The organism is Pseudomonas sp. BR20, assembly GCF_050780135.1.
Classification (GTDB): Bacteria; Pseudomonadota; Gammaproteobacteria; order Pseudomonadales; family Pseudomonadaceae; genus Aquipseudomonas.
Genome location: NZ_CP172012.1, coordinates 1,009,233 through 1,034,648, shown reverse-complemented (window position 1 = coordinate 1,034,648; position 25,416 = coordinate 1,009,233). Strand labels below are relative to the sequence as shown.

The 25,416-nt window shown below is 57.4% G+C and carries 22 protein-coding genes, 1 tRNA gene and 1 pseudogene; 18 read left to right on the top strand and 6 right to left on the bottom strand.

Annotated features, from left to right (window positions below):
* Positions 1–9: 9 nt before the first annotated feature.
* Positions 10–2,103, bottom strand: a complete 2,094-nt coding sequence (gene sctV / locus ACHPFG_RS04495) for a type III secretion system export apparatus subunit SctV (RefSeq protein WP_431701704.1) — start codon at positions 2,101–2,103, stop codon at positions 10–12.
* Positions 2,100–3,164 (bottom strand): type III secretion system gatekeeper subunit SctW, encoded by a 1,065-nt coding sequence (gene sctW / locus ACHPFG_RS04490; protein WP_431701703.1) that lies wholly within the window; start codon positions 3,162–3,164, stop codon positions 2,100–2,102. Before sctW ends, sctV begins: the two co-directional genes overlap by 4 nt.
* A 262-nt stretch (positions 3,165–3,426) precedes the next feature.
* Between sctW and ACHPFG_RS04485 the strand changes: the two genes are divergently transcribed.
* Positions 3,427–3,978: an RNA polymerase sigma factor gene (locus tag ACHPFG_RS04485; RefSeq protein WP_027606911.1), complete on the top strand. Its 552-nt coding sequence runs from the start codon at positions 3,427–3,429 to the stop codon at positions 3,976–3,978.
* A 51-nt stretch (positions 3,979–4,029) separates the two neighbouring features.
* Here the strand turns inward: ACHPFG_RS04485 and ACHPFG_RS04480 are convergent, their stop codons facing one another.
* Positions 4,030–4,173: a hypothetical protein gene (locus ACHPFG_RS04480; protein ID WP_431701702.1), complete on the bottom strand. Its 144-nt coding sequence runs from the start codon at positions 4,171–4,173 to the stop codon at positions 4,030–4,032.
* A 143-nt stretch (positions 4,174–4,316) separates the two neighbouring features.
* Here ACHPFG_RS04480 and ACHPFG_RS04475 point away from each other — a divergent pair.
* The 6 genes from ACHPFG_RS04475 to ACHPFG_RS04450 all read left to right on the top strand — a co-directional run bounded on the left by ACHPFG_RS04475 (position 4,317) and on the right by ACHPFG_RS04450 (position 12,216).
* Positions 4,317–4,393 (top strand) — tRNA-Met (locus tag ACHPFG_RS04475).
* 840 nt (positions 4,394–5,233) lie between these two features.
* A complete protein-coding gene (locus ACHPFG_RS04470) occupies positions 5,234–6,151 on the top strand; it encodes an alpha/beta hydrolase (protein WP_339541732.1) in 918 nt (305 codons plus the stop codon).
* Positions 6,152–6,204: 53 nt separating this feature from the next.
* Complete coding sequence (locus tag ACHPFG_RS04465; RefSeq protein ID WP_431701701.1) at positions 6,205–8,127, top strand: flavin-containing monooxygenase; 1,923 nt, start codon at positions 6,205–6,207, stop codon at positions 8,125–8,127.
* A 111-nt stretch (positions 8,128–8,238) separates the two neighbouring features.
* A complete protein-coding gene (locus ACHPFG_RS04460; protein ID WP_431701700.1) occupies positions 8,239–9,747 on the top strand; it encodes an aldehyde dehydrogenase family protein in 1,509 nt (502 codons plus the stop codon).
* A 12-nt stretch (positions 9,748–9,759) separates the two neighbouring features.
* Positions 9,760–11,064 carry an oxygenase MpaB family protein gene (locus tag ACHPFG_RS04455; RefSeq protein ID WP_339541735.1) on the top strand — a complete coding sequence of 435 codons (1,305 nt, stop codon included), beginning with the start codon at positions 9,760–9,762 and terminating at the stop codon, positions 11,062–11,064.
* Positions 11,065–11,160: 96 nt separating this feature from the next.
* Positions 11,161–12,216: an OmpP1/FadL family transporter gene (locus tag ACHPFG_RS04450; protein WP_431701699.1), complete on the top strand. Its 1,056-nt coding sequence runs from the start codon at positions 11,161–11,163 to the stop codon at positions 12,214–12,216.
* 44 nt (positions 12,217–12,260) lie between these two features.
* On the opposite strand, the pseudogene ACHPFG_RS04445 reads toward ACHPFG_RS04450, so the two are convergent.
* Positions 12,261–12,550, bottom strand: a pseudogene (locus ACHPFG_RS04445) (IS630 family transposase); the annotation flags it as partial.
* A 225-nt stretch (positions 12,551–12,775) separates the two neighbouring features.
* On the bottom strand, positions 12,776–13,705 hold the full coding sequence (locus tag ACHPFG_RS04440; protein ID WP_339541737.1) for a LysR family transcriptional regulator: 930 nt from the start codon (positions 13,703–13,705) through the stop codon (positions 12,776–12,778).
* Between the two features lie 1,136 nt (positions 13,706–14,841).
* Here ACHPFG_RS04440 and ACHPFG_RS04435 point away from each other — a divergent pair.
* The 6 genes from ACHPFG_RS04435 to ACHPFG_RS04410 all read left to right on the top strand — a co-directional run bounded on the left by ACHPFG_RS04435 (position 14,842) and on the right by ACHPFG_RS04410 (position 18,528).
* Positions 14,842–15,330 (top strand): group I truncated hemoglobin, encoded by a 489-nt coding sequence (locus ACHPFG_RS04435; RefSeq protein ID WP_131700425.1) that lies wholly within the window; start codon positions 14,842–14,844, stop codon positions 15,328–15,330.
* 170 nt (positions 15,331–15,500) lie between these two features.
* A complete protein-coding gene (locus ACHPFG_RS04430) occupies positions 15,501–15,794 on the top strand; it encodes a hypothetical protein (RefSeq protein WP_431701698.1) in 294 nt (97 codons plus the stop codon).
* A 244-nt stretch (positions 15,795–16,038) separates the two neighbouring features.
* Positions 16,039–16,671, top strand: a complete 633-nt coding sequence (nthA, locus tag ACHPFG_RS04425) for a nitrile hydratase subunit alpha (protein ID WP_431701697.1) — start codon at positions 16,039–16,041, stop codon at positions 16,669–16,671.
* 20 nt (positions 16,672–16,691) lie between these two features.
* Positions 16,692–17,345, top strand: a complete 654-nt coding sequence (gene nthB / locus ACHPFG_RS04420; RefSeq protein ID WP_281114475.1) for a nitrile hydratase subunit beta — start codon at positions 16,692–16,694, stop codon at positions 17,343–17,345.
* Positions 17,342–17,782, top strand: coding sequence for a nitrile hydratase accessory protein (locus ACHPFG_RS04415; protein ID WP_431701696.1), 441 nt, complete (start codon positions 17,342–17,344; stop codon positions 17,780–17,782). Before nthB ends, ACHPFG_RS04415 begins: the two co-directional genes overlap by 4 nt.
* A 68-nt stretch (positions 17,783–17,850) precedes the next feature.
* A complete protein-coding gene (locus ACHPFG_RS04410) occupies positions 17,851–18,528 on the top strand; it encodes an energy-coupling factor ABC transporter permease (RefSeq protein WP_131700428.1) in 678 nt (225 codons plus the stop codon).
* 64 nt (positions 18,529–18,592) lie between these two features.
* Here the strand turns inward: ACHPFG_RS04410 and ACHPFG_RS04405 are convergent, their stop codons facing one another.
* Entirely contained in the window at positions 18,593–19,594 is a 1,002-nt protein-coding gene (locus tag ACHPFG_RS04405) for a helix-turn-helix domain-containing protein (RefSeq protein WP_431701695.1), read from the bottom strand.
* Positions 19,595–20,101: 507 nt separating this feature from the next.
* Between ACHPFG_RS04405 and ACHPFG_RS04400 the strand changes: the two genes are divergently transcribed.
* From ACHPFG_RS04400 to ACHPFG_RS04380, 5 genes are all read left to right on the top strand, one after another.
* Positions 20,102–21,349: an acyl-CoA dehydrogenase family protein gene (locus tag ACHPFG_RS04400; RefSeq protein WP_431701694.1), complete on the top strand. Its 1,248-nt coding sequence runs from the start codon at positions 20,102–20,104 to the stop codon at positions 21,347–21,349.
* Between the two features lie 190 nt (positions 21,350–21,539).
* On the top strand, positions 21,540–22,490 hold the full coding sequence (locus tag ACHPFG_RS04395; RefSeq protein WP_431701693.1) for a transporter: 951 nt from the start codon (positions 21,540–21,542) through the stop codon (positions 22,488–22,490).
* 397 nt (positions 22,491–22,887) lie between these two features.
* Positions 22,888–23,721: an EamA family transporter gene (locus tag ACHPFG_RS04390; protein ID WP_431701692.1), complete on the top strand. Its 834-nt coding sequence runs from the start codon at positions 22,888–22,890 to the stop codon at positions 23,719–23,721.
* A gap of 132 nt (positions 23,722–23,853) precedes the next feature.
* Positions 23,854–24,381 carry an RNA polymerase sigma factor gene (locus ACHPFG_RS04385; RefSeq protein WP_431701691.1) on the top strand — a complete coding sequence of 176 codons (528 nt, stop codon included), beginning with the start codon at positions 23,854–23,856 and terminating at the stop codon, positions 24,379–24,381.
* Positions 24,374–25,330, top strand: coding sequence for a FecR family protein (locus tag ACHPFG_RS04380; RefSeq protein WP_431701690.1), 957 nt, complete (start codon positions 24,374–24,376; stop codon positions 25,328–25,330). The genes ACHPFG_RS04385 and ACHPFG_RS04380 overlap by 8 nt, the downstream gene beginning before the upstream one ends.
* Positions 25,331–25,416: the final 86 nt, after the last annotated feature.

Sequence of the window (25,416 nt, the reverse complement as noted above, 5' to 3'; positions counted from 1 at the left end):
GCCAAATACTCATGCCACCGCACCACGCATCAGCTCGTCCTGGCCAAGGTCAATGCGCCCCAGCACTTTGACCTTGGAGGTGCTCCCCAACTCGGCGAATGAGAGCACCGGGACATGGTTGAACTCTTCCAGCAGCAAGGTACGCAAGGGACTACGCAGGTCCTGCGCCACCAACAGCACACTCTTGCTCTTGGCCCTTAAGGTAAAGGCCTGGGTGAGCAGGGTGATCAACACAGCGCTATGGTCGTCGTCAAGGGCGAAAAACACCCCGGTCTGGGTCTGGCGCAATGCCTCGCGCAGGATGTTTTCAGAGTGCGGTGAAAGCAGCCAGGCATGCAGGCCGTCGGCCTCGCTGTACTGGTGAAAAATCTGCGCCTTGAGCGCAATACGCGCGTAGTCGGCCAATGCTTCCGGCTCACGCTCATGCTGGCCATACTCGATCAGCGATTCGACAATCAATCGTACGGCCCGCAGCGGTACACCTTCGCTGGCCAGACGTTGCAGCACTGATGAAAACCGCGATAGCGGCATGATTCGCTGCAGTTCCTGCACCAGCTCCGGCTGGTTGTGCTCCAGCCAGCTGAGGATCGACTTGCTCTCCTGGATCCCCAGGAACTGCGGTCCACTGAGCATCATGGCCTGCTTCATGCGTTCGATGATCAGACTGGTCGCAGTAAAGCGTTCCAGTTGCGGGTCATCGAGCAGTGGATCATCCGGTGCCAGCCAGACCCAGTCCTGTTCATCACGCTCGGCCAGCCCGGGTATTCCATGCTCAGGCTCGACCGTCAAGGCGTTACGCTCGACGGCCAGATAGTTGACAACCGAGGCCTTGACCATCGGCACTTCATGCACACAGAAACGCATTTCGTCGGCGGCCAGCGAGTCATCGAGTTCGACTTCGAATGGCGGCAGGGTCAGGCCAATATTGGCAACCAGTGCATTTCGGGACTGGCGAATCCCATGAATAAGCTCCGCCACCTCAGGCGTCCCACGCAAAACCGGGGGGAACAGCAACAGGTAAGGGCGCGACGGATCGAACCCGCGCAAGTCCTCTTTTCCGTTCTCTTCAGGACGCACGGCTTCGGCGGCTGCGGCCGCAGGCTCTGCTTGTCGCTGACGCTGGCGCATCAGGTAATACCCCAGGGTGCCGGTTATCAGCGAAATAAGGATAAATACCCCGGTCGGCATACCGGGCACTATCGCAAACGCGAGCATGCCCACCGAAGCGATTATCCAGCTCTTGGGCTCGCTGGTCATTTGCCGGGCAATTTCGGCGCCCATGTTACTGACACCTTTGCGCCCCTCCGGCGCCACGCGGGTGATGATCATGCCGGCGGTCAGGGAGATCAGCAGCGCCGGAATTTGTGCAATCAGGCCATCGCCGATCGTCAGCACCGAATACAATGCCATTGAATCAGCAGCGCTCAAGCCGTGCTGGAACATGCCCGTAGAGAAGCCGCCCAACAGGTTGACCACGACGATGATCAACCCCGCGATAGCGTCGCCCTTGACGAACTTCATGGCCCCATCCATCGCGCCGAACAATTGGCTCTCACGGGACAATTGCTCACGTTTGTCCCGCGCTTGTGTGCCGTCAATCAGGCCGGCACGCAAGTCACTGTCGATGGACATCTGCTTGCCCGGCATCGCGTCCAGGCTGAACCGCGCCGCGACCTCGGCAACCCGTTCCGAGCCCTTGGTGATCACCAGGAAGTTAACCAGGGTCAGGATCAGGAAAATCACCATCCCCACTGCCAAGTTGCCCCCCACCACGAAATTACCGAAGGCCTCGACGATGTCACCCGCATCCTGCTCCAGCAGGATCAGACGCGTGGTTGCAATCGACAGGGCCAGTCGAAACATGGTGGTCAACAACAGGATCGACGGAAACGACGAAAACGCCAGGGGGCCCGGCAGGTAAAGCGCAAGCACGATCAACAGGCACGAAATGCAGATATTCAGGGCGATCAAAATGTCCACCAGCCAGGTGGGCAGCGGCACAATAAAGATGAATACGATGGCCATGACCACCACCGCGCCCAACACTTCGGCGCGCTGTGCCACTTTGAGCAATACACGGTTGATGGCCGACAGAGCGGTCACGTCATGGTCCTCGGCTCACCGGCAAATCGTGTAGGCCCGCGCAAATGCCGGTCCAGTTCATCCACCACCACCACAAGCCGAGCCAAGGTATCCCGTCGTACATGACTGTCAGACCACAAGGCCAAGGGCAACTGCTGGAGCAGCGGGTATAGCGTCTGGAGGGCTACCACTTGCCGGAGGGATGAGCTCCCTCCCAGATCATTCGCCAGTCGCAGGACCTCAGCAGCCTCAATGCCGCTGCCGGCGTAAGCCAGCAGACGCTGCAACAAGCCTACCGCGTCATGTTCGATGCCCAAGCGCCCGATCAACGCATTGCACCCGGCCAACACGGAGCTCAACTGCCCGCAGTCCCGCAGGCCCAGCAGCAAAGTGCGCAACAGGGGCGTGGGCATTGACGACACCTTGGCCGCAATGTCATCCGCCAAAGCCTCACACATCACCTTGAGCCCGACGTGGAACTGCTCACCGCCGTATACACCCAGCAAAGCCTGCATCATCGTCGACAGGGACTGGCGCGTGACCACACTGCCGTAGTAGAGCACACGCATTGCCTGGCGCTCCTGAGGGTCGAGCCCGGCAGACTGCAATGCCAAGGCGATGTTCAGGCCTGCCTGGATCTCCCCTTTGAAACGGGCTTCAAGCTTGGCAATGGCATCGCGCGCCAACGTAGCCTCGGACTGACGGTCCTCGCTGCCTGCGTTGGTCACCATATGCTTGAGCACCACGAACGCGCGCGCGGGGTCCCCGTCCGCAAGCTTCAGCAATTTTTCGAGAGTAGGTTTGTCCCGCAATTGCTGCCTGAAGAGTACTAAAAGTAAAGGCAGCTTCTTCTTGGCCGGATGGCCCAACTGATCATAAAGTTGCGCAAGCTGCGCGACTGGGGGCACGCGCACCGTCATCTTCCGCTCGCTCAGCGCTCGGCTGTTGAGCTCCACCTCCTGGCCGAACAGATGTGCAAGCTCATCGATGCCCTTCGCGGGTGCGGACACTGAGGCATGGCTGATAGCCGCCCGATCCAGGGGGCGGATTGTTTGCACATCGTTGTTGGATTCGACTTTCATGAACACGCCAGTACAGGAAGAGTGTTTCCCTGTGTGGCAATGTCTCCCCATGCAGTTCCATCGAAATCCTCTCCCAATACGAATTTGATAAAACTTGCAAAAGCCTTCAGCGCTCCGTGCAAATCATTGCAAAAAAAACCATTGATTCAGAATATTTATATATATAAATCATCAAGTTACGATTTTTTTCCGATTGGCACAGGGAGTGCTAAAGGGACCTGTCGACACCCGCTCGACTGCGTCTACCCTAAGGAAAAAAAACATGAATCTCCCCATTGAAGCTTTAGCTCACCTCGTTGGCAGCTCGCCTCAATTCATGCATCACCTGACAGACGACCAGCAGAAAAAGCTCAGGCGCTTCATTCACAAACGCGTACTCAACCCGGAAGATGCGGATGATCTTCTGCAACTGACGTACCTGGAAGCCTGGCGCAACCGCGAGCGTTTCTGCGGCAACGCCTCGCTCAGCACCTGGATGTGCGGCATCGCACAGAACCTGATTCGCAACCACTTCAGGCGCATGTATGCCAAACCCGTGCATTGCGAATTTGATGAGTCGTTGTGGCATGGACAGGAAGAAAACAACAACCTGGATTGGGAATTTGAGATCAACCGCCGCCTGGAGAACACCCTGAGCGCCATTGACCACCTGCCGACGGAAATGCGCAGGACGATGTACGCCTCGCTGGAAACCGACGGCAGCTACCAGGACACAGCCGACGTATTGGACATCCCTATCGGCACCGTTCGCTCACGACTGTCACGAGCACGCGAACAGCTCAAGCGCACCACCCAGAACCCGTTTCAATCGTAAATCCGGCTGACTGGCCAAGCGTTGGGCGACAGGGATATCTGCCCAACCGAATCAGACCTTTTTCGTGCGTGCCAGGAAGATCACCAATAGCCCTGACAGCGCCGCACTGATCCCGCCAAGACCGAACATCAGCCCAACTGCCAGCAGGGTCAACGAGCTGGTTTGCCCGGCAGTCGAGGAATTGCTTGACGTCATGGGGGTCGCTTCACAGCAGACGTGAATCAGCAACCACTCGTCGCCCAACTCGCGCGTTTCCGATAAACAATTGAAAGCGTAGATAAAAACTCAAAATAAATGCTTGACGCATTCCCGTTCTACGCGAATAATGCGCGCCACTTGGCTACATAGCTCAGTTGGTTAGAGCATAGCATTCATAATGCTGGGGTCCGGGGTTCAAGTCCCTGTGTAGCCACCAAGTACCGATCCATAGATGTCTACAGCAGTCTATGAATCACCTCAAGAAGCCCGCCTCGTGCGGGCTTTCTTGTTTCTGGCTGTTCACCTCTGTCTATCCCTATCCTTCCCCTCCGTGTATGCCCCCATGCATGCTTCAATAAAAATTGAACTGGAGGCCTACTTGGATGAACCGCAGCGCTATTAAACGCCGCCCTCTATCCGATACCGCACTAGTCAACCTCGCTTGAAAATCGCTGCCTCAGAGACTGCCTTTCTTACGTTCGGGTTTGTCCCAAACCGGCACATGAGACTCAATATCTTTTTGGACCACCATTTAGGTCAGCATCGGTGCGGTTCCATGTCCTCGATAACTTGACTGCCAGGGCTGCCAGTCGACAGCGTGGCAGCCTGCCAATAGGGTATCTCCCAACAGCTATCCGTAGAATTGTTCGTGGTTCGCGAACAGTTATTTCGCCGAGACCGGCCTTGTTGGGCCGTGGTGGCAATCGCTAATGTAGTGGTGTCCGAAAACAAAAAAAAAGGGGCACTTGCGATGAAAGTACAGACCATCTCCCGCGCGTTGCAAACTTCACTTCATGCTGTGGTGAACACTTGCAATAGCCCATCCGCATTGGCCAAAACCAACCGCCGACACTCCGCGACTTATACGTAGCAGGCAGCGATCCTTACGCCGTGAATCGCTACTTTTAATTAGCACATTTTCTATCTACGAACGCCTAGCAGAGTCGTGGCACATCTGGCACGCCTCATGAATTCGCGCACCTTGAAGTTACCAAGTGCGGCTGTTGATGCAATTTAAATTGCGCGTCCGTGCTGCCACCAATACAAGGAACACATGATGCCTCTGGATATTGAGTCAGCTGAATTGATCAACGCGCTGGCTGAACTTGGCCTAAAACCAATTCATCAGATGACGCCTGCTGAAGCGCGCGGTGTTATGGCATTTGCACGCTCGGTCACACAAGCCCCAACTATGCATCGCGTCGAAGATGTTCAGTTGGAAACTGCGCGTTTGCGTGTCTACACCCCCTTTAAAATGACACAGGGCGTGATCCTGTATCTGCACGGCGGCGGATGGGTATTAGGTGAGCTCGATGACTTCGATCATTTCGCCCGCCTGCTGGCGCAGAAGTCCGGATGCACTCTGGTATTGCTCGAGTACCGCCTGGCTCCCGAGTTTCCCTACCCCGCGGCCTTGTCGGACGTCGAACTCGCCCACCAATGGGTCAACGACCACCGCCATAGGCTGACCGGCTCAGATCAGGCGCCGCTGATCATTGCCGGAGACAGCGCCGGTGGCAACCTAGCTGCGGTTGCAACGCAACGGGCCTTGCACAGCCAGCTAGCCCGTTGGGATGCGCAGGTGCTCATCTACCCGGTCACCCAGTCGAACCTCGACCTGCCTGGCTACCACGACGCGGATCGCCAACTTCTGCTGTCCCGTGAGGACATGCGCTGGTTCTGGAACCATTACCTGAATGAACCCAACCAGCGCCCACATCCCAGCACTTCTCCTCTCAATACTGATGATCTGCAGGGGCTACCGCCAGCGATTGTGGTAACGGCCGAGTTTGATGTGTTGCGCGAAGAGGGCGAGGCGTATGTCGAGCGTCTGCGCGCGGCGGGTGTCCAGGTTAGTCACCGCCGTTTCGATGGGCAGATGCATGGATTCATGACGCTCATGACATTACGCGCCAGTGAGCAGGCCCTGGACTGGGTCGCCGATCAGATTGCCCAGCGTTTAAGAGTGCTTTGAAACACGCCTCACTTTTTTTGAAGCGCCACCTAACAATAAAACCAGGTACATCTATGAACACTTACAACCAAACGCTTTCGGCTATGGCTTTGGATGAGCCCACGCTCAGAACCCACCTGCGTGAGGCCGATATTCCGACACTGCTCATGTGCATCGCTCACCTGACCGGCGATCTGAAACTGCTCAAGCCCGAGTGGAGGCCAGTGTTGGTGATGGGCGATCCGAAAAGCAGCATGCCCCCCGAACAAGAGGAACAGGTTCGCGAGCTCTGCGTGGAGAAACTGATCGAGTTCAAAAACAGCGGTCGCTCGGTGCCAGGACGTCCCACAAAGGACGAGTTGATCACCATCACGACCTGGTTGATGGGCCCAGGCGTTGACGCCTATCTGCCGATATTGGCCGAAGAATTGGTCAGCGCCGACGACGATCCCCGCGCGCCGCGCTGGCACAAGGAGCATGTGGCCCCCGAGCGCGACTTCAAAGTAGTGATCATCGGTGCGGGCGAAAGTGGCATGGTTGCGGGGCTACGTCTGAAGCAGGCGGGCATTCCTTTCGTCATCTACGAAAAAGGCAGCGATGTCGGCGGTACCTGGCGGGAAAACACCTACCCAGGCTGCCGTGTAGACATCAACAGCTTCTCCTATAGTTTTTCTTTTGCGCGGGCCACTTGGGACGACCATTACAGCACCGCCCCGCAGGTATTCAGCTATCTACAGAATGTGGCTAGGCAGAATGGGCTGTACGAGCACATCGTGTTCAATGCCGAGGTGACTGACGCCCACTGGAACGAGAACACTCAGCACTGGAAAGTCAGCGTCAATCAAGCCAGCGCAACCCAGGACATCCATGCCAACGTAGTGGTCTTTGCTGTCGGCCAATTGAACCGTCCGTTGATTCCGGCGATACCAGGGATCGAAAGCTTCCAGGGGCAAACCTTCCATTCCGCCCAGTGGGATCATGATGCTGATTGGGCCGGAAAACGCGTAGCGGTCATCGGCACAGGCGCAAGCGCCGTGCAGTTCATTCCTCACCTGGCCAAAACCGCAGCGGACCTGAAAATCTTCGCACGCACCAACAATTGGCTGCTGCCCACGCCGAACCTGCACAGCCGCGTTGCCGACAGCGCCAAATGGCTGCTCGACAATCTTCCTAACTACAGCCTGTGGTTCCGGGCAACGGCAGTGCTGCCCCAAACCATCGGGTTTGTTCACGCCGTAACCGTAGATCCGACTTACCCGCCTACCGAGAAAGCTGTCTCGGCGATCAACGAGCAGTTACGTCAGGACCTGGGCGGCTGGATGGAAGCCCAAATTGCCGACCGACCGGACCTGCGTGATGTGGTGATCCCTGACTCCCCTGTTGGCGGCAAGCGCATCATCCGCGACAACGGCACTTGGATTTCAACGCTCAAGCGCGACAACGTTCGCCTTGTCCGCGAACCGATCGAATCGATCAATCCTAAAGGCATCTACTGTGTGGACGGCACTCACCATGAGTTCGATCTGATCGTCTACGGCACCGGTTTCCAGGCCTCGAAGTTCCTCATGCCCATCCGTGTCACTGGGCGCGATGGCTTAGATCTGCATACCGAATGGAAAGGCGACGACGCACGGGCCTACCTGGGGGCGACTGTTCCTGGCTTCCCGAACATGTTCTGCATGTACGGCCCCAATACGGGGCTGGTGGTCAGCAGCACGATCATTCAGTTCTCGGAATTCACCGCGACCTACATCACCGATGCAGTTCGCCTGTTACTGGAGGGCGGGCACACGAGCATGGAAGTAAGGCCGCATGCTTGCGAGGCCTACAACCAGCGAGTCGATCAAGGGAACAGCCTACGGGCATGGGGTTTTTCCAAAGTCAACAGTTGGTACAAGAACAGCAAAGGCCGCGTAACTCAGAACTTCCCTTTCGATGCGGCGGAGTTCTGGCGGCGCACCCATGAAGTTGACCCCAGCGACTACTTCCTTTCCTGAGCACATGCACTAACGCCAGTGCTGTAGATACACCTGAACTGTTGGCGCCGATGTTCCATGGGCGCCACTTATCACAGTGCGTGATGGTCAAGCTTTTAGCGGGGTACACAGATGAACAGTAAAGTTGAGCGTTCTGCGCTCGATGCAATCAGTGCAAAAGCTCGCCACTTTATCGAGTCGTCCAAAGGGCACTACATCAATGGCCACTGGCTGCGCGCAGGGGCAACGTTTGAAGTTATCGACCCAGCGACCGAACTGCCACTTGGCGAGCTCTATGAAGCGGATGCCGATATCGTTGGTCTGGCGGTAGATGCAGCCCGCTATGCCTTCGAGGAAGGCTCCGCGTGGCGCACCATGGGCCCCAGCGAGCGCGAACGCATCCTGCATAGCCTCGCCGATGCGATCGAAGCTGATAGCGATGTGCTGGCTGATCTGATTGCCGCTGAACTGGGGCTACCAAGAGGGGCCGCGCTCGCCTTCGAAGTTGCGAAAGTCATTGATGTGTTTCGTTATTACGCCGGCTTTCCCAGCAAGCTCACCGGCGACACCATCGAGATTGACCGGGCAACGGACGATGCAGAATTCTTTGCCTATACGACACATGAGCCGGTTGGCGTTGTAGGGGCGATCCTGCCGTGGAATGCACCGCTGCTGGTGGGCTCCTGGAAAATCGCACCGGCCCTCGCCGCTGGATGCACGCTGGTCGTCAAGCCTGCCGAGGATGTGTCGCTGGTGATCCTGCGGATCGCCGAACTGGCGAGCAAAGCCGGCTTGCCGAACGGCGTGCTCAACGTGGTGACTGGCCGTGGCGCGGTAACCGGCCAGGCATTGATCGAGCATAGAGGGATCGACAAGTTCGCGTTCACCGGCTCAACGGACATCGGAAAGCGCATCTACAGGGCCGCCGCTGACCGCCTGGTTCGCGTCAGCCTGGAGCTCGGCGGCAAAAATCCCGTCATCGTGCTGGCCGATGCCGACGTCAATGCCATTGCCCCGGCATTGTGTATGGCTGCGTTCGCCAACTCGGGACAAATTTGTGTGTCCGGCTCGAAGGTCATGGCACATGCCTCGATCGCGAACGAGCTACTTGAGGCGATGGCTTCATTCGCCAAGACACTGGTGCCGGGCTCGCCCTTTGATCCCGAGACGGTCATTGGTCCAGTGTGTTCGAAAAAGCAGTTCGATCGGGTAATGGCCTATATCAGGCAAGGTGAAAGAGAAGGAACTGTAATCGTCGGGCAACAGCAGTCGACATCTCCCGGCTTTTTCATCAACCCGACGATCATCACCGATCTCCCCGCGCAATCGACGTTGCTGAGTGAAGAGATATTCGGCCCGGTCATCACGATTGAAACCTGGACGGATGAGCAAGACGTGATCGATCTGACGAATCGCTCTGTCTACGGGCTGTGCGCCACGATCTGGGGCAGCAATCACGGCCATATCCAGCGCTTGGCGAAAAGGCTGCGTACCGGCACCGTTTTTATCAATTCCCCTGCCTTCCCACCGGCCAACATTCCTACAGGAGGTTTCCGTCAGTCCGGCGTTGGACGTGACCTGGGTAAAAAAGGTCTCGAAGGCTTTCTCGAACCCAAGTCCGTTATCGCGCGTATCAACTAAGGAGTTTCTGTCATGTCCATGCTCGCAGAAAAAGATCGTGATGTTGAAATGGCTCTCGATCAAAAGTTTCTCTCCTTGAGTGCAGGAAGAACAGCGCCTCCGGGTGGTTTCCTGTACTCACAAGCATACAACGCCAAAGCCGGCAACGACCTGCGGAAAGCGTTCAAGATGGTCACAGGCGTCAGTGCCGGTTATGACGAGAAGCAGGCGTTCAAGATTGCCATGTCGGGCTGGGTTGGAGATCCGTTATCGGATGTCGCCATCCTCAAGATCCGTCGAGAAGGCCGCGACGTCCACGCCGTCATGCAGAGCTTTCTGAATGAGGGCATCAAGGGCGTCAGCAATGCCCCCGAAGAGCTCGAGCAAATCTGGCAGCAGGTCAGCGCGCCACCACCATGGGTGGACTGGAAGCGTATCGAGAACGGCGCGAAAATCTATCGCCGATTCGGTGTGGAGGGCCATAGGTATCAGGGCATCAGTTCGCTGGACATGTACCGCGTGCTGTCGATTGCCAGAACGCTGATGTCGACCGGTCAGTACGCCGACGACACCGCCTACAAGCGCTTTCTTCTGACCTGCAATTTTTGGACGCAGATCTCCGAGCCCAATGGCATGAAGATCTTTAATGAAGGCTGGAAGGTCACACTGAGGGTGCGTTTGCTGCACACACTGATTCGTCGGGCAGTGTTCGGTTCGCCCCGCTGGGAACACGAGCAGTTTGGCATGCCGATCAACCAGAGTGGAATGTTGACCGCCCCGCTCATCTCCTCGGTGATGATGTGCAAGTCCCTGCAGATACTGGGCTACAAGGTGACCGACGAGGAAGTCGAGGACGTGATTCACCTGTGGCAATACGTGGCCTATATCATGGGTTACCAGCAGGAAAATGTGTTCCCGTCCGACATCAAAGGCGCGGTGCAGGCTATGCACGATTCCTTGCTGCTCAATCCCCCCAGCGAAGACCCCGATTGCATTCGACTCGGACGATCCTTTCTCGACAGCTTCAAGCCCTCCAAAGATGCAGCGCTCATGCAGCGCGCCCGGCAATGGGTCGACTACAAGATCGGCATTGCCCACTCGGCATTTTTTGTCTCGCCCGATACTCGCCGGGCAATGGGCACGCCCAATCCTTGGCTTTGGGCGGCGCTGTATGCCTCCACTCAGTTTCCCAAAAACCGTATTCAGGATTTGCGTCGCCTGAGCAGCCCGAGTTATGCGGCAGCACTCGATGAAAAGGTGCGCGCGGCGAGAAATCACTGGTTGCAAACCCAGCTCACGGACGCAGACATGAACTACAGGCCAAAGTCGAAGTACTGAATAGCGCTATCCCATAGGGATAAACGGAATGTTGGGCCAGGCGTTTTATATGACAGCAGCTCAACGTGCTTAACCGTAAACAAGAGAATAATAAAAATGAAGCGTTCTACCTTCGTGCAAGTGTTTTTGTTCCTTTTCCCAGGCGCCGTTTATGCCGGCGGTTTTGACGGCCTGGCAATTGGTGTCCAGCCCATTTTTGAGTCGGGGAATTACGTCGAGCTGACTCATCACTGGCTCAGGCCCAACATCGAGGGAACCGACTCGGCGGGCAACGACACTGGAAACCTGGTCCGCAGACTGGACAGCACCAGCGGGGCCTTCAAGTTCGATGTCAGTGACAGTTTCTCCCTGGCACTTCTGACTGACGAGCCTTATGCGCGCAGCCCCTACTACCGAAAAGGGCCTGCCGAGGGGCTCAAGGCTTCCTATAAAAGTCGCGATTGGACGCTGGTCGGCCGCTATAAGCTGACACCTGAGTTGAGTGTCTATGGTGGGCCTTTCTCGCAGACCCTGGAAATTGCCGCCCACCAACCACAGCAACTGGCCGGGGTGGCCTACACCTTGAAAACCGACGGCGATACCCGTTATGGCTACACCTTGGGAGTGGCCTATGAACCCATGCCGTTTACCCGGGTATCCCTGACGTACCGCTCGAAGGTGCAGCACAAGGTAGAAGGCACCGAGAACGGAATGGATTCGACCATCCGTCAACGCACACCTGAGTCGCTGACACTGGATGCGCAAATCCCCATCAGCCAAAGCACGCTGCTGTTTGGCTCGGTTTTTTGGGCCAAGTGGACCGGTGTGAGCCTTGCTCCCCCGTTGTTTACCGCCACCTTCGGTATGCCGGTAAAGGTGTTCGAAAATGACACCATTCGTTATACGCTGGGTGCTGGATATCGCATCAATGAAACTGCAACATTAATCGGTGCTTTTATCTATGAAAAAGAGAAAGAAGAGTTCTCTCCACTTGCCCCCACCTCAGGGATCAAGGCATTGAGCGTTGGGTTGAAGTATGATGTGGGTCACGGATTCAATGTCACACCCATGGTGACCTATAGTAAGTTTGGAGACATGTCGAGTCCGGTATTTGGAGAGTATCGTGACAACACCATGACGATCTACTCGTTGAAAACCAGTTATAACTTCTAACTAGGTTCACTAGTGCTAGCGTGCTGTCTCACAAATAAATTGCCTCATGCCTGTGAGGCCATTGCCTCACAGGCCCGTTGTATCTTGTTCAAAATATCTTCCCCCTTAGCGCTCCAGACGTAGCGAGTCGGCTGCACATTTCGCAGTGCTGGGAACGTGGTGATCGAGCTTTCCAGTTCGCAAACCGAAACTGCCGTCACGCAGGTACACCGTGATATAGCGAAAGAAGCGTTCAACCTCTCAAGCCATGCCCTCACTTGGGATGCTGGTGCGTGGCATAGTTGTCGGCGATCAAATGCAACTGAAGATGCCTGGGCGTTTCGCGATTAATCCTTTATAGCTCAGGTTGGAAACTTTCGGAGACAGCACACTGATGCATCACGAATTATGATGCTATATGAGATGGCATGTTCTTTCACACCGTCACTCTTTGACGGAAGAGCCTCATGACGTGTCCTACTGAGGTTCACAGTTTTGTAGATGTACAACCTTGAATATGGTTTGCGAAAAACCTGGTACGTGTTTTCCGAAGAGTTCGGTATGAGTGAGCCTACCTCACTTACCCAATCAATCCTTTCGCTAGCAACGGTTGATCCCATTTAGGATTAGTACCGATGTTTTCCGCCAAAAAGTCAATTAACGTACCCACCTTTAGCGCTCGACGCTGTGCTTCAGGATAAACGGCCACGAAGTCCAGAGTCGGCAAGCGGTATTGGCTCAGTACTGGGGACAACCTACCGCTGATCAAGTCATCGCTGACGATCAGTGAGGGCAGACAGGTGATCCCTGCTCCGCTCAGTGCGTAGTCGCGTATCAGGTGAAGAGACGACGAGCGCAACTGACCGTGAAGAGTGATTTCAAGAGCCTCGGCTCCTCGATTGAATTGCCAGCGGTTTCGCGATGCATATCCACTGTACAGCGCAATGCGGTGGTCGTGCAGGTGCAAAGGGTGCTCCGGTGCGCCATGCTGTTCAAGGTATTCCGGAGCTGCGCAAAACAAGCGGTGAATAGTAAACAGCTTTCGCATCATAATCCGCTCGGTAGTTGCCGGCATTAGCTGAAAGGCCACGTCAAACCCTTCCTCGATCGGGCCAATGACACGGTCATTGACCACAACATCAAAATCGATATCCGGGTATTGCTTGGTGAACCCGGCCAGTAATGCACCAAGGTGCCCAATTGCAAATCCCTGCAGTACTTGCACACGTAACTGCCCAGTCAGATTCGAACGTTGATGGCGCATCTTTTCAGTCAAACCATGAAAGGAGGCAACGATGTCTGCACATTCTTGATAGTACGACTCGCCCACATCGGAAAGCTTTACTTGCCGGGTACTACGATGAAACAAGGGAGCGTTTATAAACTTCTCCAATTGTTGTACTCGAAGCGTGACAACTGAGCGGGTAACACCAAGTTGCTCGGCGGCCTTGGTGAAACTTCCCGCTTGTGCGACTCGTACGAAGGCTTCAGTGCTAAGCAGACGATCCATTATTATTCTCCTGAGTCGATGTATGTCGACTGGCTTCTGCGAAGGCTATCACAGCGCAGTGACGCGTGCAGATGGGTCTGCCTGAAGGTGGGGCTCCCGACATCCGCCATTAAGTTTTGGGCAAAAGGTTCAGAACTCGGATTTTACCTAGCAGCGTGCGACGGAGGTATTTTCATCCATCAATATTCGAGTGTTTTAGGAAAACCGACTTTTTCAACAGAATCGGCCGCTCTCTATCGTTCGCCACTACGGCGCCAAAATTGGCGCCCAGGCTTAGTCGGGGAGTACTTTCCTGTCGAACATGTACGAGACTGGATTAATCACTCTCCGGTTGGCGAGTGATGTTGGCGCTGATTGAAAACTGACCCACTCTGCCGATTGAAAAATGCCCTAGGACAAATTGCCGATTTATCATCAGCAGCCCTGTTCAGCATCAAAGAGATCGAAAGCCCAGCACACAGATATATAAAGAGGGCAATTTTCGGTCAGGATCAATGCGACTTCCCAGGGCGCCTCGCCTCCTCCCCCCCACACCATCGCTGCGCACTGGTATGCCGAACATTTATACCTGTCCTTTTTAACCAAACGGTTGTCCATTCGAGCCAAGCGCGCTTCATCTCCCCTAGATAATTTTCACTCCATGCCGTGTCCCTACAAACACAAATGACGAGGTGTCTCATGCATCTACGAGAACAGCAGCGACTATCCGATTCATCCTGGTTTTTACAGAGATGGGACATGGCCCCCGAAGAGTTTGCCACTTATCTATTGCAACTCGGGACCTTGGTGCTGCAACGCCGATGGAGTGGTACCAATCGTAAAACACCAACCTCCACGGGGATCTAGAACAGCGAACCGTCAGTTAGAGACAGAAATAAAGGAGCTCCCAGCCATGGGCAATATCTACTCCCATGGCCGCAAGAGCAGTTCCGATGTCGGCATTCTGCGTCGGCTGTAAGCACGGCTTTCTAAGCCGTTGTCCGTCTAGACCAAACGATTGTCCTTGCCAGCAAAGCGTGCACTCGACAGCAGATCTAATTTGGATCCGTCGCAAGCTCTCGTGCCCCTTATCAACCGCGCGGAACGCGACATTGAGCGAATAAGATCGTCCCCAGCCGAAACGGAGAAACCGCATCATGACCGACCAGCAACCCTCCATGGAACAACAGCCCTCCCTCTATACGCGTCTTGGGGGCTACGACGTTATTTATCAGTTCGCAGGTGCAGTTTTGAGGAAGACCATGGGGCATCCCGCTATCGGCCACATCTGGGCCCACATGTCCGAATCAACATTCCAGAAGGAACACATCAATTTTGTCGACTTCCTTTCTGAACACTGGGGTGGCAGCGCCAAATACAGAGGTAGGGACATGGTCACCGCGCATCGCGGAATGGGTCTTACCGAGGTGCACTGGCAAGCTGTGCTCGATTGTCTTGAGGAATGCTACAACGACTACGATCTGGCACCGGACCTGCGCAAAGAGGTCAATGACTTTCTAGTCAAGTTCAAACCAGCCGTGATCGGTAGCCCCTCCTACCGCGACGTTGTACTCGCACACCCCGAAATGGACCCCGCCAAAGGAATGAAAAGCGTTGGGGTAATTTGGCCGAAACGAGGGAAGTAACCTGCAAAAGAGCTGTCGGCAGAGAACACTTCTTGAAGATCATTATCAACCTGCCAAGACTGTCAGGAATCTTAATGAGCAAATTCAGGAACCCGCTTGCCGTCCTGGCCATGGCCCGCAGGGAGCGACCGGAGCAATTGCAATGACGACTCGAGGATTAACTTCAATGGTTGGCGGCCGATGTCACAAAAAACCGGGACCTCGACGCGCGGGCTTCATGTGCAGCATCGCTCGGCCCACTTGATTATCTGGCGCCGGATACCGGTATTGCTGCACTCGTCGAGGACCTGAATATTGAAGCCTTCAAGGTGCAGTGGCAGGTCAATGGTGTTGGTGCACTGAACACGCTTTCCACTCTGAGTCAGAAACAGATAGACGTTCCTTCTCAAGCAGGTAGCTGTCCTGCTCAAACAAGTAGTTGTCCTGTTCGACCAAGCAACGGCGTGGCCCCCCAATTAATTTAATTGCTCAGCACAATGACAGCGCCGCATTCGAGGCTTCTGTCGATTGGCGAACGCTGTAAGCCTGCTCCACCGCCGGCTCAAAAACGTTGTGCGTCGAACGTTGCTCTTCATCCGTATAAGCAGATCAGGAAACAACCGACGAGTGAACCGATATCCCTGGGATCGCTTTCGACGCATGGCGAACGGTTCTCCATCGGCAAGTAATGCAGGGAGCGATTTCATCAACTTCAGAGGGGGCAAAGACATGATCCATACGCACGAACATCATCATGATCACGACCACACTGAGCCACCGGAGGCCATAGCGCTACGCGTCAAAGCGCTCGAGTCCCTGCTGACGGAAAAGGGTCTGGTCGATCCCGTAGCCATGGATGCTTTGGTGGACACATACCAACACAAGGTCGGCCCGAGAAACGGCGCCCAGGTGATAGCGAAAGCCTGGTTCGACCCCCTGTACAAACACAGGCTGCTGGAAGATGGCACCGCAGCCATCGCCGAGCTGGGCTTTTCTGGTGTTCAGGGTGAAGACATGGTGGTAGTGGAGAACAGCCAGACCGTGCACAACGTGACGGTATGCACACTGTGCTCCTGCTACCCGTGGCCGACCCTGGGCCTGCCACCGGTCTGGTACAAGTCCGCCCCTTATCGCTCGAGGATAGTCATTGACCCGCGCGGCGTGCTGGCGGAGTTCGGTCTGACGATCCCTGATGACAAGGAAGTTCGCGTCTGGGACAGCAGCGCTGAGCTGCGCTATCTGGTATTGCCGGAACGTCCGGCGGGTACTGATGGCTGGAACGAGGAACAACTGGTCGAACTCGTGACTCGCGACGCCATGATCGGCACCGGACTGCCTAAGAATCCGGATCAAGTAGCCTGAACCTGAGAAGGAGAAAACCCATGAATGGTATACACGACCTGGGCGGCATGCATGGCTTCGGCCCAGTGCTCACGGAAGAGCACGAACCCATCTTCCATCATGATTGGGAGCGCAGAGTTTTTCCGCTCTTCGCCTCGCTCTTCGTCGGCGGGTACTTTAACGTCGACGAATTCCGCCACGCCATCGAACGCATGAAGCCGGCCGAATACCTGCAGTCGAGCTACTACGAGCACTGGCTGCACGCCTTCGAGACCCTGCTGACAGAAAAGGGCGTCATCAGCGCCGCCGAACTGCAGGGTACGACCAAACCAACCCCACCGACACAGCCCGTCACGGTTTTAACTCCGGACATCGTCGACGCCGTAGTGCTCGGCGGCGCCTCGTCGCGGGCAAAAGAAGATGTCCCCGGCCAATTCCGAGTCGGTGACCGGGTGCGAACGAAGTGCCTCAACCCAACCAATCACACCCGGCTGCCACGCTACGCGCGCGGTAAGGTCGGCACCATCGTGATTGCACATGGCGCGTTCGCTACCCCGGACACGATGGCCCATGGTTTGGGCGAACAGCCGCAGCAGGTCTATGCCGTACGCTTCAGTGCCGAAGAGCTGTGGGGAGTACGGCGACCCGACAGTGTGTGCATCGACCTATGGGACAACTACCTGGAGGCCGTATGAACACGAGCATGCACCACGACTACAAGGCCGTCGGCCTCCCTCTCGACGATGAAGGCCCGGTGTTCGACAAGCCTTGGCAGGCTCAGGCTTTTTCCCTGCTGGTGCACTTGCACCAAGCCGGCGTGTTCCCCTGGAAGGACTGGGTGCAGGTATTCAGCGAAGAGATCAAGGCTGCCCCGGCGCAACCCGGAGAAAGCGTCAATGACGCCTATTACCGGCAATGGATCACGGCCATGGAAAGGATGGTCACCACCCTCGGCCTGACCGGGATGGAGGACATCGTCCAGCGGGGCGAGGAATGGAGGCAGGCCTACCTGAATACGCCCCATGGACAACCGGTGGTTTTGCTCAATGCAAGTTGTCCGCCGGCCCACGGGCACACCTCTGAGCATCTGCCGCATCGCGAGCCCGTGGCAATCAGCCGAGCCTCTAACTGAGGGCGGAGCAGTTTTTTGTTGTCCTTTTTTACCTAGCAAGCCGCAGAGGCGGCCAAGGAGTCATCGTCATGCATATCGAACCTGGCCTCGTGGAAGCCGGAAAACTCTGGCTGAGCTATGTTACCGCCGCAAGCGTCGGCACCTACACCGTCAAACTCGTTGCGGACGCCATTGGTGAACGAGGTGCCGTCTCGCTGGTAGTTCGCGCCGCCGCCGCCACGGCGCTGGTGTTTGGCTTCTTTGAACTGCTACCCCATCATCCGGTTGGCGTCTCGGAGGTGCATCTCATACTCGGCTCGACGCTGTTCCTGTTGTTCGGTGCAGCACCTGCAGCAGTAGGTCTGGCTTTGGGGCTGTTAATCCAAGGTCTGTTCTTCGCCCCATTCGACCTGCCGCAGTACGGCATGAACGTCACCACCCTTTTGGTACCGCTGTTAGCAGTTGCTGCCCTGGCGCGGCGTATCATCGCGCCAAACACGCCCTATGTTGATCTGAGCTATCGCCAGGCACTGGGCCTGTCGACGGCCTTCCAGTCAGGCATCGTCGCCTGGGTTGCCTTCTGGGCCTTCTACGGGAAGGGTTTCACGGCAGAGAACGCACTGTCAGTCCTGACCTTCGGCAGTGCCTACATGACCGTCGTCATCCTCGAACCGCTGTTGGACCTGGCCGTGCTGGCCGGTGCGAAGGCAACGCATCACCTGCGCAATAGCAGGCTGGTCGAGCGTCGTCTGTACCAGGCCGCCTGAGTCGACAGACGCCAGTCCAGGTCAGACTGTCCCCGGGCATTCGAAGACCGCAATGCTCGGGGCATCAAAGAAGATTCTGGACCGATCCACAACTGTTCGTTCCTGGTTTGACTTCACCTTCTACGCTGGCTGCGAGTCCGCGTGGGGAGATCCCGAACCGCTGCTTGAACAACCGGGAGAAATGCGAAGCATCGTTAAAGCCCCAGCGCAGCGCTACGGCGAGTACGCCAGGATGGCCGGAACTGCAGAGATCGCGAGCGCTGTGCCGCAAGCGCAGTTCCCGGATCAGGCCACTGACGGAAAATGGCTCTTCCTCGAACAGGCCATAGAGTGTCCGGCGCGAGACTTTGAATCGCGCCGCAAGCAGGTCCGGCCCGAGCCCGGGTTCAGATAAATGATCGGCTATATAAGTTTCGACCGCCTGGCGGAAGGCTGTCCGCACCGGTACCCGGTCCTGCTCCTGCGCCTCCAGCGTGGCGCCCAACGCGATGGCAATGACGCCATTGAGCGCGGCGCTGAGCCCATGCTGCGCCTGTATGCCGACGCTGGCGTCCACCTGTTCAAGCGAACGGGCGAAGCGAGCCGCGACCAATCCAAGTCCCGCTTGTCCACTGACGCAGCGCGCTGTCGCCTGGCGCGGTGCCGCGAGCCTGGACACCAGTTGCTCCCTGGGTATACGGAATGACAGCACGCGCCAATCTTCCCTGAAATCGAGAAAGTAGGGACGCGTGGAGTCCACGACGGAGAAGTCACCGGGCAACACCAGTGTCTCCTGCCCATCCTGACGTACCACGCATGACCCTTCCAACTGGAAGTTCGCGAAGCAGAACTCGACCGGGTTGCGGCGGATTTCATCCCAGCGTCGTTGGACAAACTGCGCACGGGAAAACACGCGGGTCTGCGCGCTCATGGAGAGGGGCCGGGAGCTCACCTCGCCCGTGAAGTCCGATCCTGCATGCTCTTGCTTGAGGATGGGATTGAGCGAGACGAAGGCTTCGCAGAGAACCTCACGCCAGTAGCTGAATCTTTCGCGCTGCACGCACGCTTCGGTAGTCCAGATTTGCATCCTGCGGTCACCCCTCAGTGGCGCAAAAGACAATCATCACGAGCGCAAGCCAGCGACTAATTTCTGAGCCAATGTCACGGTATGGCAGGCCGCTCAGACGTGTCATGTGTTTCTCCTGTTGCACAGATCGTCAACTGGTCTTGCACGCAAAGGCAAGTCGTCGGTTGATGGGCTGCAGGCACCCTGGCACGGCATTTTCGGTTGTTCCTGCGCTGTGCACGGCGGGAATGCGAATGTGTCATGTCGGTGCAGTTTCTCGCCGGATAATCAGGCGCAGGACTGACCCCATGTGACCTGCGGCAGAAAGACGCAAAGTCCGCGCCAGAACCAAGGGGGCATTCACCCGCTACAGGCTCTTTCTGCATAAGGCACAACCTCAGTCGGGAAAGCCCTGCGCCCTTGCGCAAATCGTCAACTGGGGTTGCACGCTCCAGCAAGACCGAGGCAGTCCGGCTGCCTACGATGGGTTGTCCGTTACCTAACCCACCGCAAGAAAGGTCGCTTCCCATGGCTATCGATTTCCAGCTCACCGAATCACAGAAGGCTTTACAGGCAAGCGCGCGAACCTTCGCCGCCGAAGTCCTCAGCAAGGTCGCTCCCACCATCGCCCCAATCGCGCGACCGGAAGACCGGTTCTACGCCACGCGGCCGTTCTACAATGCAATGGTCGACGCCGGCTTCATCAAGGCGTTGCTGCCAGCCTCGTTCGGCGGCAGCGCCCTGACCACGCTGGATTTTGCCTTGGCTGCCGAAGAACTCGCCGCCGCCGACGTCAACTTGCCTTCGGCCTTACTGGGCACCGGCCTGGGTTTGCACGCGGTGCTGCACCACGGCACCGAGGAGCAGAAACGCCGCTTCCTGCCGGACTTCGTCGAAGATGGCTCGCGCCTGGCCGCCCTGGCCTTCACTGAGGTCACCGGAGGCGCAAACTACGACAGCCCCGATCCCTCCGCCGGCGTGCAGACATTCGCCCGCCTCGAAGGCGACGAATGGGTCATCAACGGCGCAAAGCACTACACCACCAACGGTACCGGTTGGGACGGCAAGGGCGCGCACCTGTACAGCGTCATATGCCGCACCGATGCGGCCCTGCCGCCACAGCAATCGCTGGCGGTCATCATGGTGCCCGGCAGCGCTCAGGGCATCGAGATCGCGGGCTTTCTCGATACCGTCGGCCATCGCGCGACGATCTCGCCGCGCATCCATTTCAACAATGTGCGCGTGCCGGCGGCCAATATTGTGGGCAAGCCGGGCGATGGCATTGCCATGGTGGAAGATGCCTTCTCCTGGACTGCGGCTCTCATCGGCGCGGCCTGCGTAGGTGTGATGCGCGCGGCCTTCGACGTCGCCTTGAAGTTTGCCCGCACCGACAAACGCTCCGGCACGGTGCCTGTGATTGAGCACCAGAACGTTGGCTTCATGCTGGCCGACATCAAGATGCGAATCGAAGCCGCGCGCTACCTGACCTGGAAAGCCTGTCACCAACTCGATATCACCCAGGGACGCAGCCGCGAACTGGCCATCATCACCAAGGTGCACTGTTCGGAACTGTGCGTTCAGGCTGTCTACGATGCCATGCGCGTTGTCGGTGTCGATGCCTACACCGACCTCTACCCGTTGGCCGGCCTGATGCAGGACGCGCTGTGTTTTCCCCTGTACGACGGCGGCAACATGGGGGTCCGCCGCCGGCAACTCCATGCGTTGCTGCGCTCGCCGGCCTACGACGCCATGGCCTGCGCAGAGGCACGCAGTTGAAGCGGCCCCCGTGCCACGAGGCGTAAGCGCCGAGCAGCTGTCCTTCCCAGCACAACGAATGACCGCCCCAACAAAGCGACTTGGGGCGCTCCCCCCCTATCTTTGTCATGCGCACTGCCGCGTTGTCCTGTGTCGCCGCACTTCGCCGACCGATCAATGACAGATGACTACTCGAGAGAGGACTTCCGTAATGACCCAAGCATTCTCCAGCGTCGCCCGCAGGACCGGCCACGTGTCAAAGGCCGGTACCCACTCGTCCCTGAGCTGCATGAACAAGGTATTGGCCTTGGCCTGTCTACCGATGGTCACGATGGTACCGATGACCGCGCGGGCCATCGATGTGGACATCGGTGATTTTGTCCCGGCGCCGGAGGGTACGACAGCGGGGTTGCTGTACCTGCAGCATGCCAAGCGCGACAAACTCTATGCTCAGGGACGGCAGACGGCGCGGGATCCTCGGCTGGTCTCGGATGTCGGTATCGGGAGGCTGGTGCACTACACCACGATTGGCGGGCTGACGGTAGGCCCCCAGATCCTGGTACCGTTTGGCCGGCTGGATGCCGGGCGCGACACGAGTGCACTGGGCAAGACCAGCGGGGTAGGTGACGTCATCCTGGCCGCACCAGTCTGGTTGATCAACGACTCAGCGTCTCGCACCTATCTAGCCATAGCGCCCTATCTGTACCTTCCAACGGGTAGCTATAGCCACGACCGCCCGCTCAATCTGGGTGAAAACCGCTGGAAGTTTGATTTACAGGTAGGTTTCGTCAAAGGGCTGACCGACAATTGGTATGTCGATTTGACCGGCGACGTCATGTTCCACGGCAAGAACGACAACTATGGCGCTGCCGGCGAAACGCTCAAGCAGAAACAGCTCTACCAGGGGCAGGGATATTTGCGTTACCAGTTCACGCCCGGAGCCAACGCTTTCGTCGGCCTGTCGCAGACCTGGGGCGGTGAGACCCGGGTCGATGGCGTTGACAGCAACGACGAAGCTCGGCAACGGAAAATCAGCGTGGGTGGCAGTTACTTCATCCGCCCGAAGACGCAACTGCTGGTAGCGCTTGGGCGCGACCTTGAGGTGGAAAATGGCTTCAAGGAAAGCGCCCGCATCAACGTTCGACTGTTGCAGGTGTTCTGAGTAGGAAGACGACATGTTTGTCTAACCCCGAGCCAACAATCGATCGAGCAGACATTGAGCACCGAGCTGCCGCGCACCGCTGTCGGCATGCACCGGTGCACTGTCTCATCTTCGCGCCACCGACTCGACGGTCACTCACTGGAAAAATCAAGCCGATTGCGCTCTTAAAGGAGTTCGCATCAGCGAAGACGAAGAAGAACGCCTGGCGTTAAAACATATCCGGGCATGGGGTAGCCAGGCGTAATCGAACAGCATTTGCCCTCAATTGACGCGTAACCCAGTACTGATAACGGCTTACCGAAAGGTAGACCGTTTTTTTATGCCTTGAAGAAAGTGCCTGGGGCATACTCGCAGCGCCCCTCCTGGATACAGAACTTAGCCAATAGGACGTCCCTTCATGAGCCTTGATGTGTTCGCAATCATCATGCTGGGCGCTGCGTTGCACGCCACTTGGAATGCCGTGGTCAAGGGCGGTGACAACAAGCTGCTGACCACCTGCATGATCGCGTCGATCGCATCACTGATCGCATCGGCGGTCATTCCGTTTCTGGAACTGCCATCCAAGGAAAGTTGGCCCTTCATCGGCGCGTCGGTGATTTTGCAGGTGGTGTATTTCGTGCTGGTCGCCTCGACTTACCGCATTGCCGACATGAGCCAGACCTACCCGATCATGCGCGGCACCGCGCCGTTGCTGGTGGCGACAGCGAGCGTAGGGCTGTTGTCCGAATCCTTGTCCTCCTTTGCCTGGCTTGGCATTGCCATCATCTGCATCGGTATTTTGAGCATGGCTGCAACCCCCGGCACCGGTCAGCGAAAAGGGCTGCTCCTGGCGCTGGTCAACGCGGCAGTCATTGCCGGCTACACCCTTATCGACGGTGTGGGTGTGCGCAAATCCGGCGCGCCTGCGGCCTATACGCTGTGGATATTCCTGCTCACCGGTCTTGCGCTTGCCGTATGGGCCGTTGCCGTCAGGCGGCGCGAATTCTGCCGATATCTGGCGCGCCACTGGCGCCCAGGTGTTATCGGTGGTTTCGGCACCGTCGTGTCCTACGGCCTGGCGCTTTGGGCAATGACGGCGGCACCGATTGCCACGGTTTCGGCGCTCCGGGAAACGTCGATTCTGTTTGGCGTGGTGATCTCGGCACTGGTGCTCAAAGAACAGCTGACCCGCCGCCGGATCATGGCCGCGTGCATCATTGCCGGCGGGGCGATGGTGTTGCGACTGGGCTGACGCGCCGGTCAAACCCATGACATGCCCGGCAGGGCTGCTCTCCAAACAAATCCCCCGCCACCCTATCAAATGAGACCACTTCTCATTAATATGCCTGCTATTCGCGCAACGCCGCATCAGGGTATCGGGGCCATGGAGACAGGGACGCCAGGGGATCAGGAAAAACTCAGCGCCGTTTTTATCGGGCAGCGCAGTGCGTTAATCCGTATGCTGTCGCGCGTCGTCGGCTGTTCGAGCCAGGCGGAGGACCTGGCCCAGGAAACCTACCTGAAGGTGGCGAAAGCGCTGTACGCCCGCCCTATCGAACACCTGAAGCCGTTTCTTTATCAAACCGCGCAGTACCTGGCCTTTGATCATCTGCGCAGTGTGCGCAGCAAAAGGCGCTATGAGTGCCATTTGGCCGCAAGCCTGGTTGTCGAGGTGCCCACCACGGCACCCGGACCGGAGAGCCAGGTCCAGGGCCAACAGCAACTGCTGCAGTTTCAACAGGTGCTCGCTACCTTGCCCAAACGCCAGCAACAAATCCTGGTATTGCATCGACTGCATGACCTGTCTCAAAGCGAGATCGCCCAACGCCTGCAGGTGTCGTTGAGCACGGTAGAAAAAGATCTGCGCCAAGCCCTCACTGCCTGCGTCAAGCAAACGACCGACCATGATTGATCGTGCCGATATCCCCGATGCCATACGTAAGCAGGCGACCGACTGGTTCGCCCAGCGCGATGAGACGGTGCGCAACCCCATCACCCGCCAGCGCTTTGAGCAGTGGCGCGATGCGGATCCCCGGCACGCCACGGCGTATGCGGAACTGGCCGCGATGTGGGAAAGCCGTGCCTTCGAGCAAGCCTTGAAAAACCTCGCCGGCGACCTGGAATTGCCCCCTGCCCCGCAAGCCGCCACGCACCGCAAGACACGCTTCGTGGCTGCCGCCGCTGCCGTGTTGATCACGCTGGGCATCGGCTGGATGACCGATGTGCCGATGCGCCTGCAGGCTGACCACATGACCGACGTTGCGCAGTTGGAACGCTTTGACCTGGAGGACGGCTCCCACATCGTGCTGGGCAGCCACAGCGCAATCAGCATCGCATTCGACGGCGCCCATCGCCGCATCAAGCTGCTGCGCGGCGAGCTCTACGTCGAAGCCGCCCATGACTCAGAGCGTCCCCTTAGCATCGAAACCGCCGAGGCCAGCGTCACCGTGGTGGGCACACAATTCAGCGTCAGCCAGCGCGACGCGGGCGTCACCGTCGCCGTGCGCCAAGGCCAGGTGCGCTTCGCCAACCGCAAGGGCGAACAGAGCCTGTTGCAGGCGGGCAACTGGCAACAGTTGCTGGGTGGGCATCTGCAACCACTGTCCCTGGACGGCGGTGAACGACAGATGGCCTGGATCAACGGACGGCTGTCGTTCCAGAACGCGCCGCTGGCGCAGGTATTGGCAGAGATCCGCCGCTATTACCCCGCACCGATCCTGCTCTTGAACGATACCGCCGCCGGTGAGCGGGTCAGCGGCAATTACCAGTTGGATGATCCCCAGGCGATCGTGCAGGCGTTGGGTAAAGTCACTTCCACCCGGGTCCAGCGCCTGCCTGGCGGCATCCTGGTGATTCGCTGACACAGAGCCCCTGACACCGTCGAAAAAAGTTTTACGGCTTTCGAAGCTTCAACCCGTCAAGAACTTTGCCTTTGCAAATCATTCCT

Bases quoted from the DNA above. Each gene is read 5' to 3' on its own strand.
- sctW (WP_431701703.1), bottom strand. From the start codon at position 3,164: ATGAAAGTCGAATCCAACAACGATGTGCAAACAATCCGCCCCCTGGAT.
- ACHPFG_RS04470 (WP_339541732.1), top strand. From the start codon at position 5,234: ATGCCTCTGGATATTGAGTCAGCTGAATTGATCAACGCGCTGGCTGAA.
- ACHPFG_RS04435 (WP_131700425.1), top strand. From the start codon at position 14,842: ATGACCGACCAGCAACCCTCCATGGAACAACAGCCCTCCCTCTATACG.
- ACHPFG_RS04455 (WP_339541735.1), top strand. From the start codon at position 9,760: ATGTCCATGCTCGCAGAAAAAGATCGTGATGTTGAAATGGCTCTCGAT.
- ACHPFG_RS04395 (WP_431701693.1), top strand. From the start codon at position 21,540: ATGACCCAAGCATTCTCCAGCGTCGCCCGCAGGACCGGCCACGTGTCA.
- ACHPFG_RS04450 (WP_431701699.1), top strand. From the start codon at position 11,161: ATGAAGCGTTCTACCTTCGTGCAAGTGTTTTTGTTCCTTTTCCCAGGC.
- ACHPFG_RS04390 (WP_431701692.1), top strand. From the start codon at position 22,888: ATGAGCCTTGATGTGTTCGCAATCATCATGCTGGGCGCTGCGTTGCAC.
- nthB (WP_281114475.1), top strand. From the start codon at position 16,692: ATGAATGGTATACACGACCTGGGCGGCATGCATGGCTTCGGCCCAGTG.
- ACHPFG_RS04410 (WP_131700428.1), top strand. From the start codon at position 17,851: ATGCATATCGAACCTGGCCTCGTGGAAGCCGGAAAACTCTGGCTGAGC.
- ACHPFG_RS04440 (WP_339541737.1), bottom strand. From the start codon at position 13,705: ATGGATCGTCTGCTTAGCACTGAAGCCTTCGTACGAGTCGCACAAGCG.
- ACHPFG_RS04405 (WP_431701695.1), bottom strand. From the start codon at position 19,594: ATGCAAATCTGGACTACCGAAGCGTGCGTGCAGCGCGAAAGATTCAGC.
- ACHPFG_RS04485 (WP_027606911.1), top strand. From the start codon at position 3,427: ATGAATCTCCCCATTGAAGCTTTAGCTCACCTCGTTGGCAGCTCGCCT.
- ACHPFG_RS04415 (WP_431701696.1), top strand. From the start codon at position 17,342: ATGAACACGAGCATGCACCACGACTACAAGGCCGTCGGCCTCCCTCTC.
- ACHPFG_RS04465 (WP_431701701.1), top strand. From the start codon at position 6,205: ATGAACACTTACAACCAAACGCTTTCGGCTATGGCTTTGGATGAGCCC.
- ACHPFG_RS04380 (WP_431701690.1), top strand. From the start codon at position 24,374: ATGATTGATCGTGCCGATATCCCCGATGCCATACGTAAGCAGGCGACC.
- ACHPFG_RS04400 (WP_431701694.1), top strand. From the start codon at position 20,102: ATGGCTATCGATTTCCAGCTCACCGAATCACAGAAGGCTTTACAGGCA.
- nthA (WP_431701697.1), top strand. From the start codon at position 16,039: ATGATCCATACGCACGAACATCATCATGATCACGACCACACTGAGCCA.
- ACHPFG_RS04480 (WP_431701702.1), bottom strand. From the start codon at position 4,173: ATGACGTCAAGCAATTCCTCGACTGCCGGGCAAACCAGCTCGTTGACC.
- ACHPFG_RS04385 (WP_431701691.1), top strand. From the start codon at position 23,854: ATGGAGACAGGGACGCCAGGGGATCAGGAAAAACTCAGCGCCGTTTTT.
- ACHPFG_RS04460 (WP_431701700.1), top strand. From the start codon at position 8,239: ATGAACAGTAAAGTTGAGCGTTCTGCGCTCGATGCAATCAGTGCAAAA.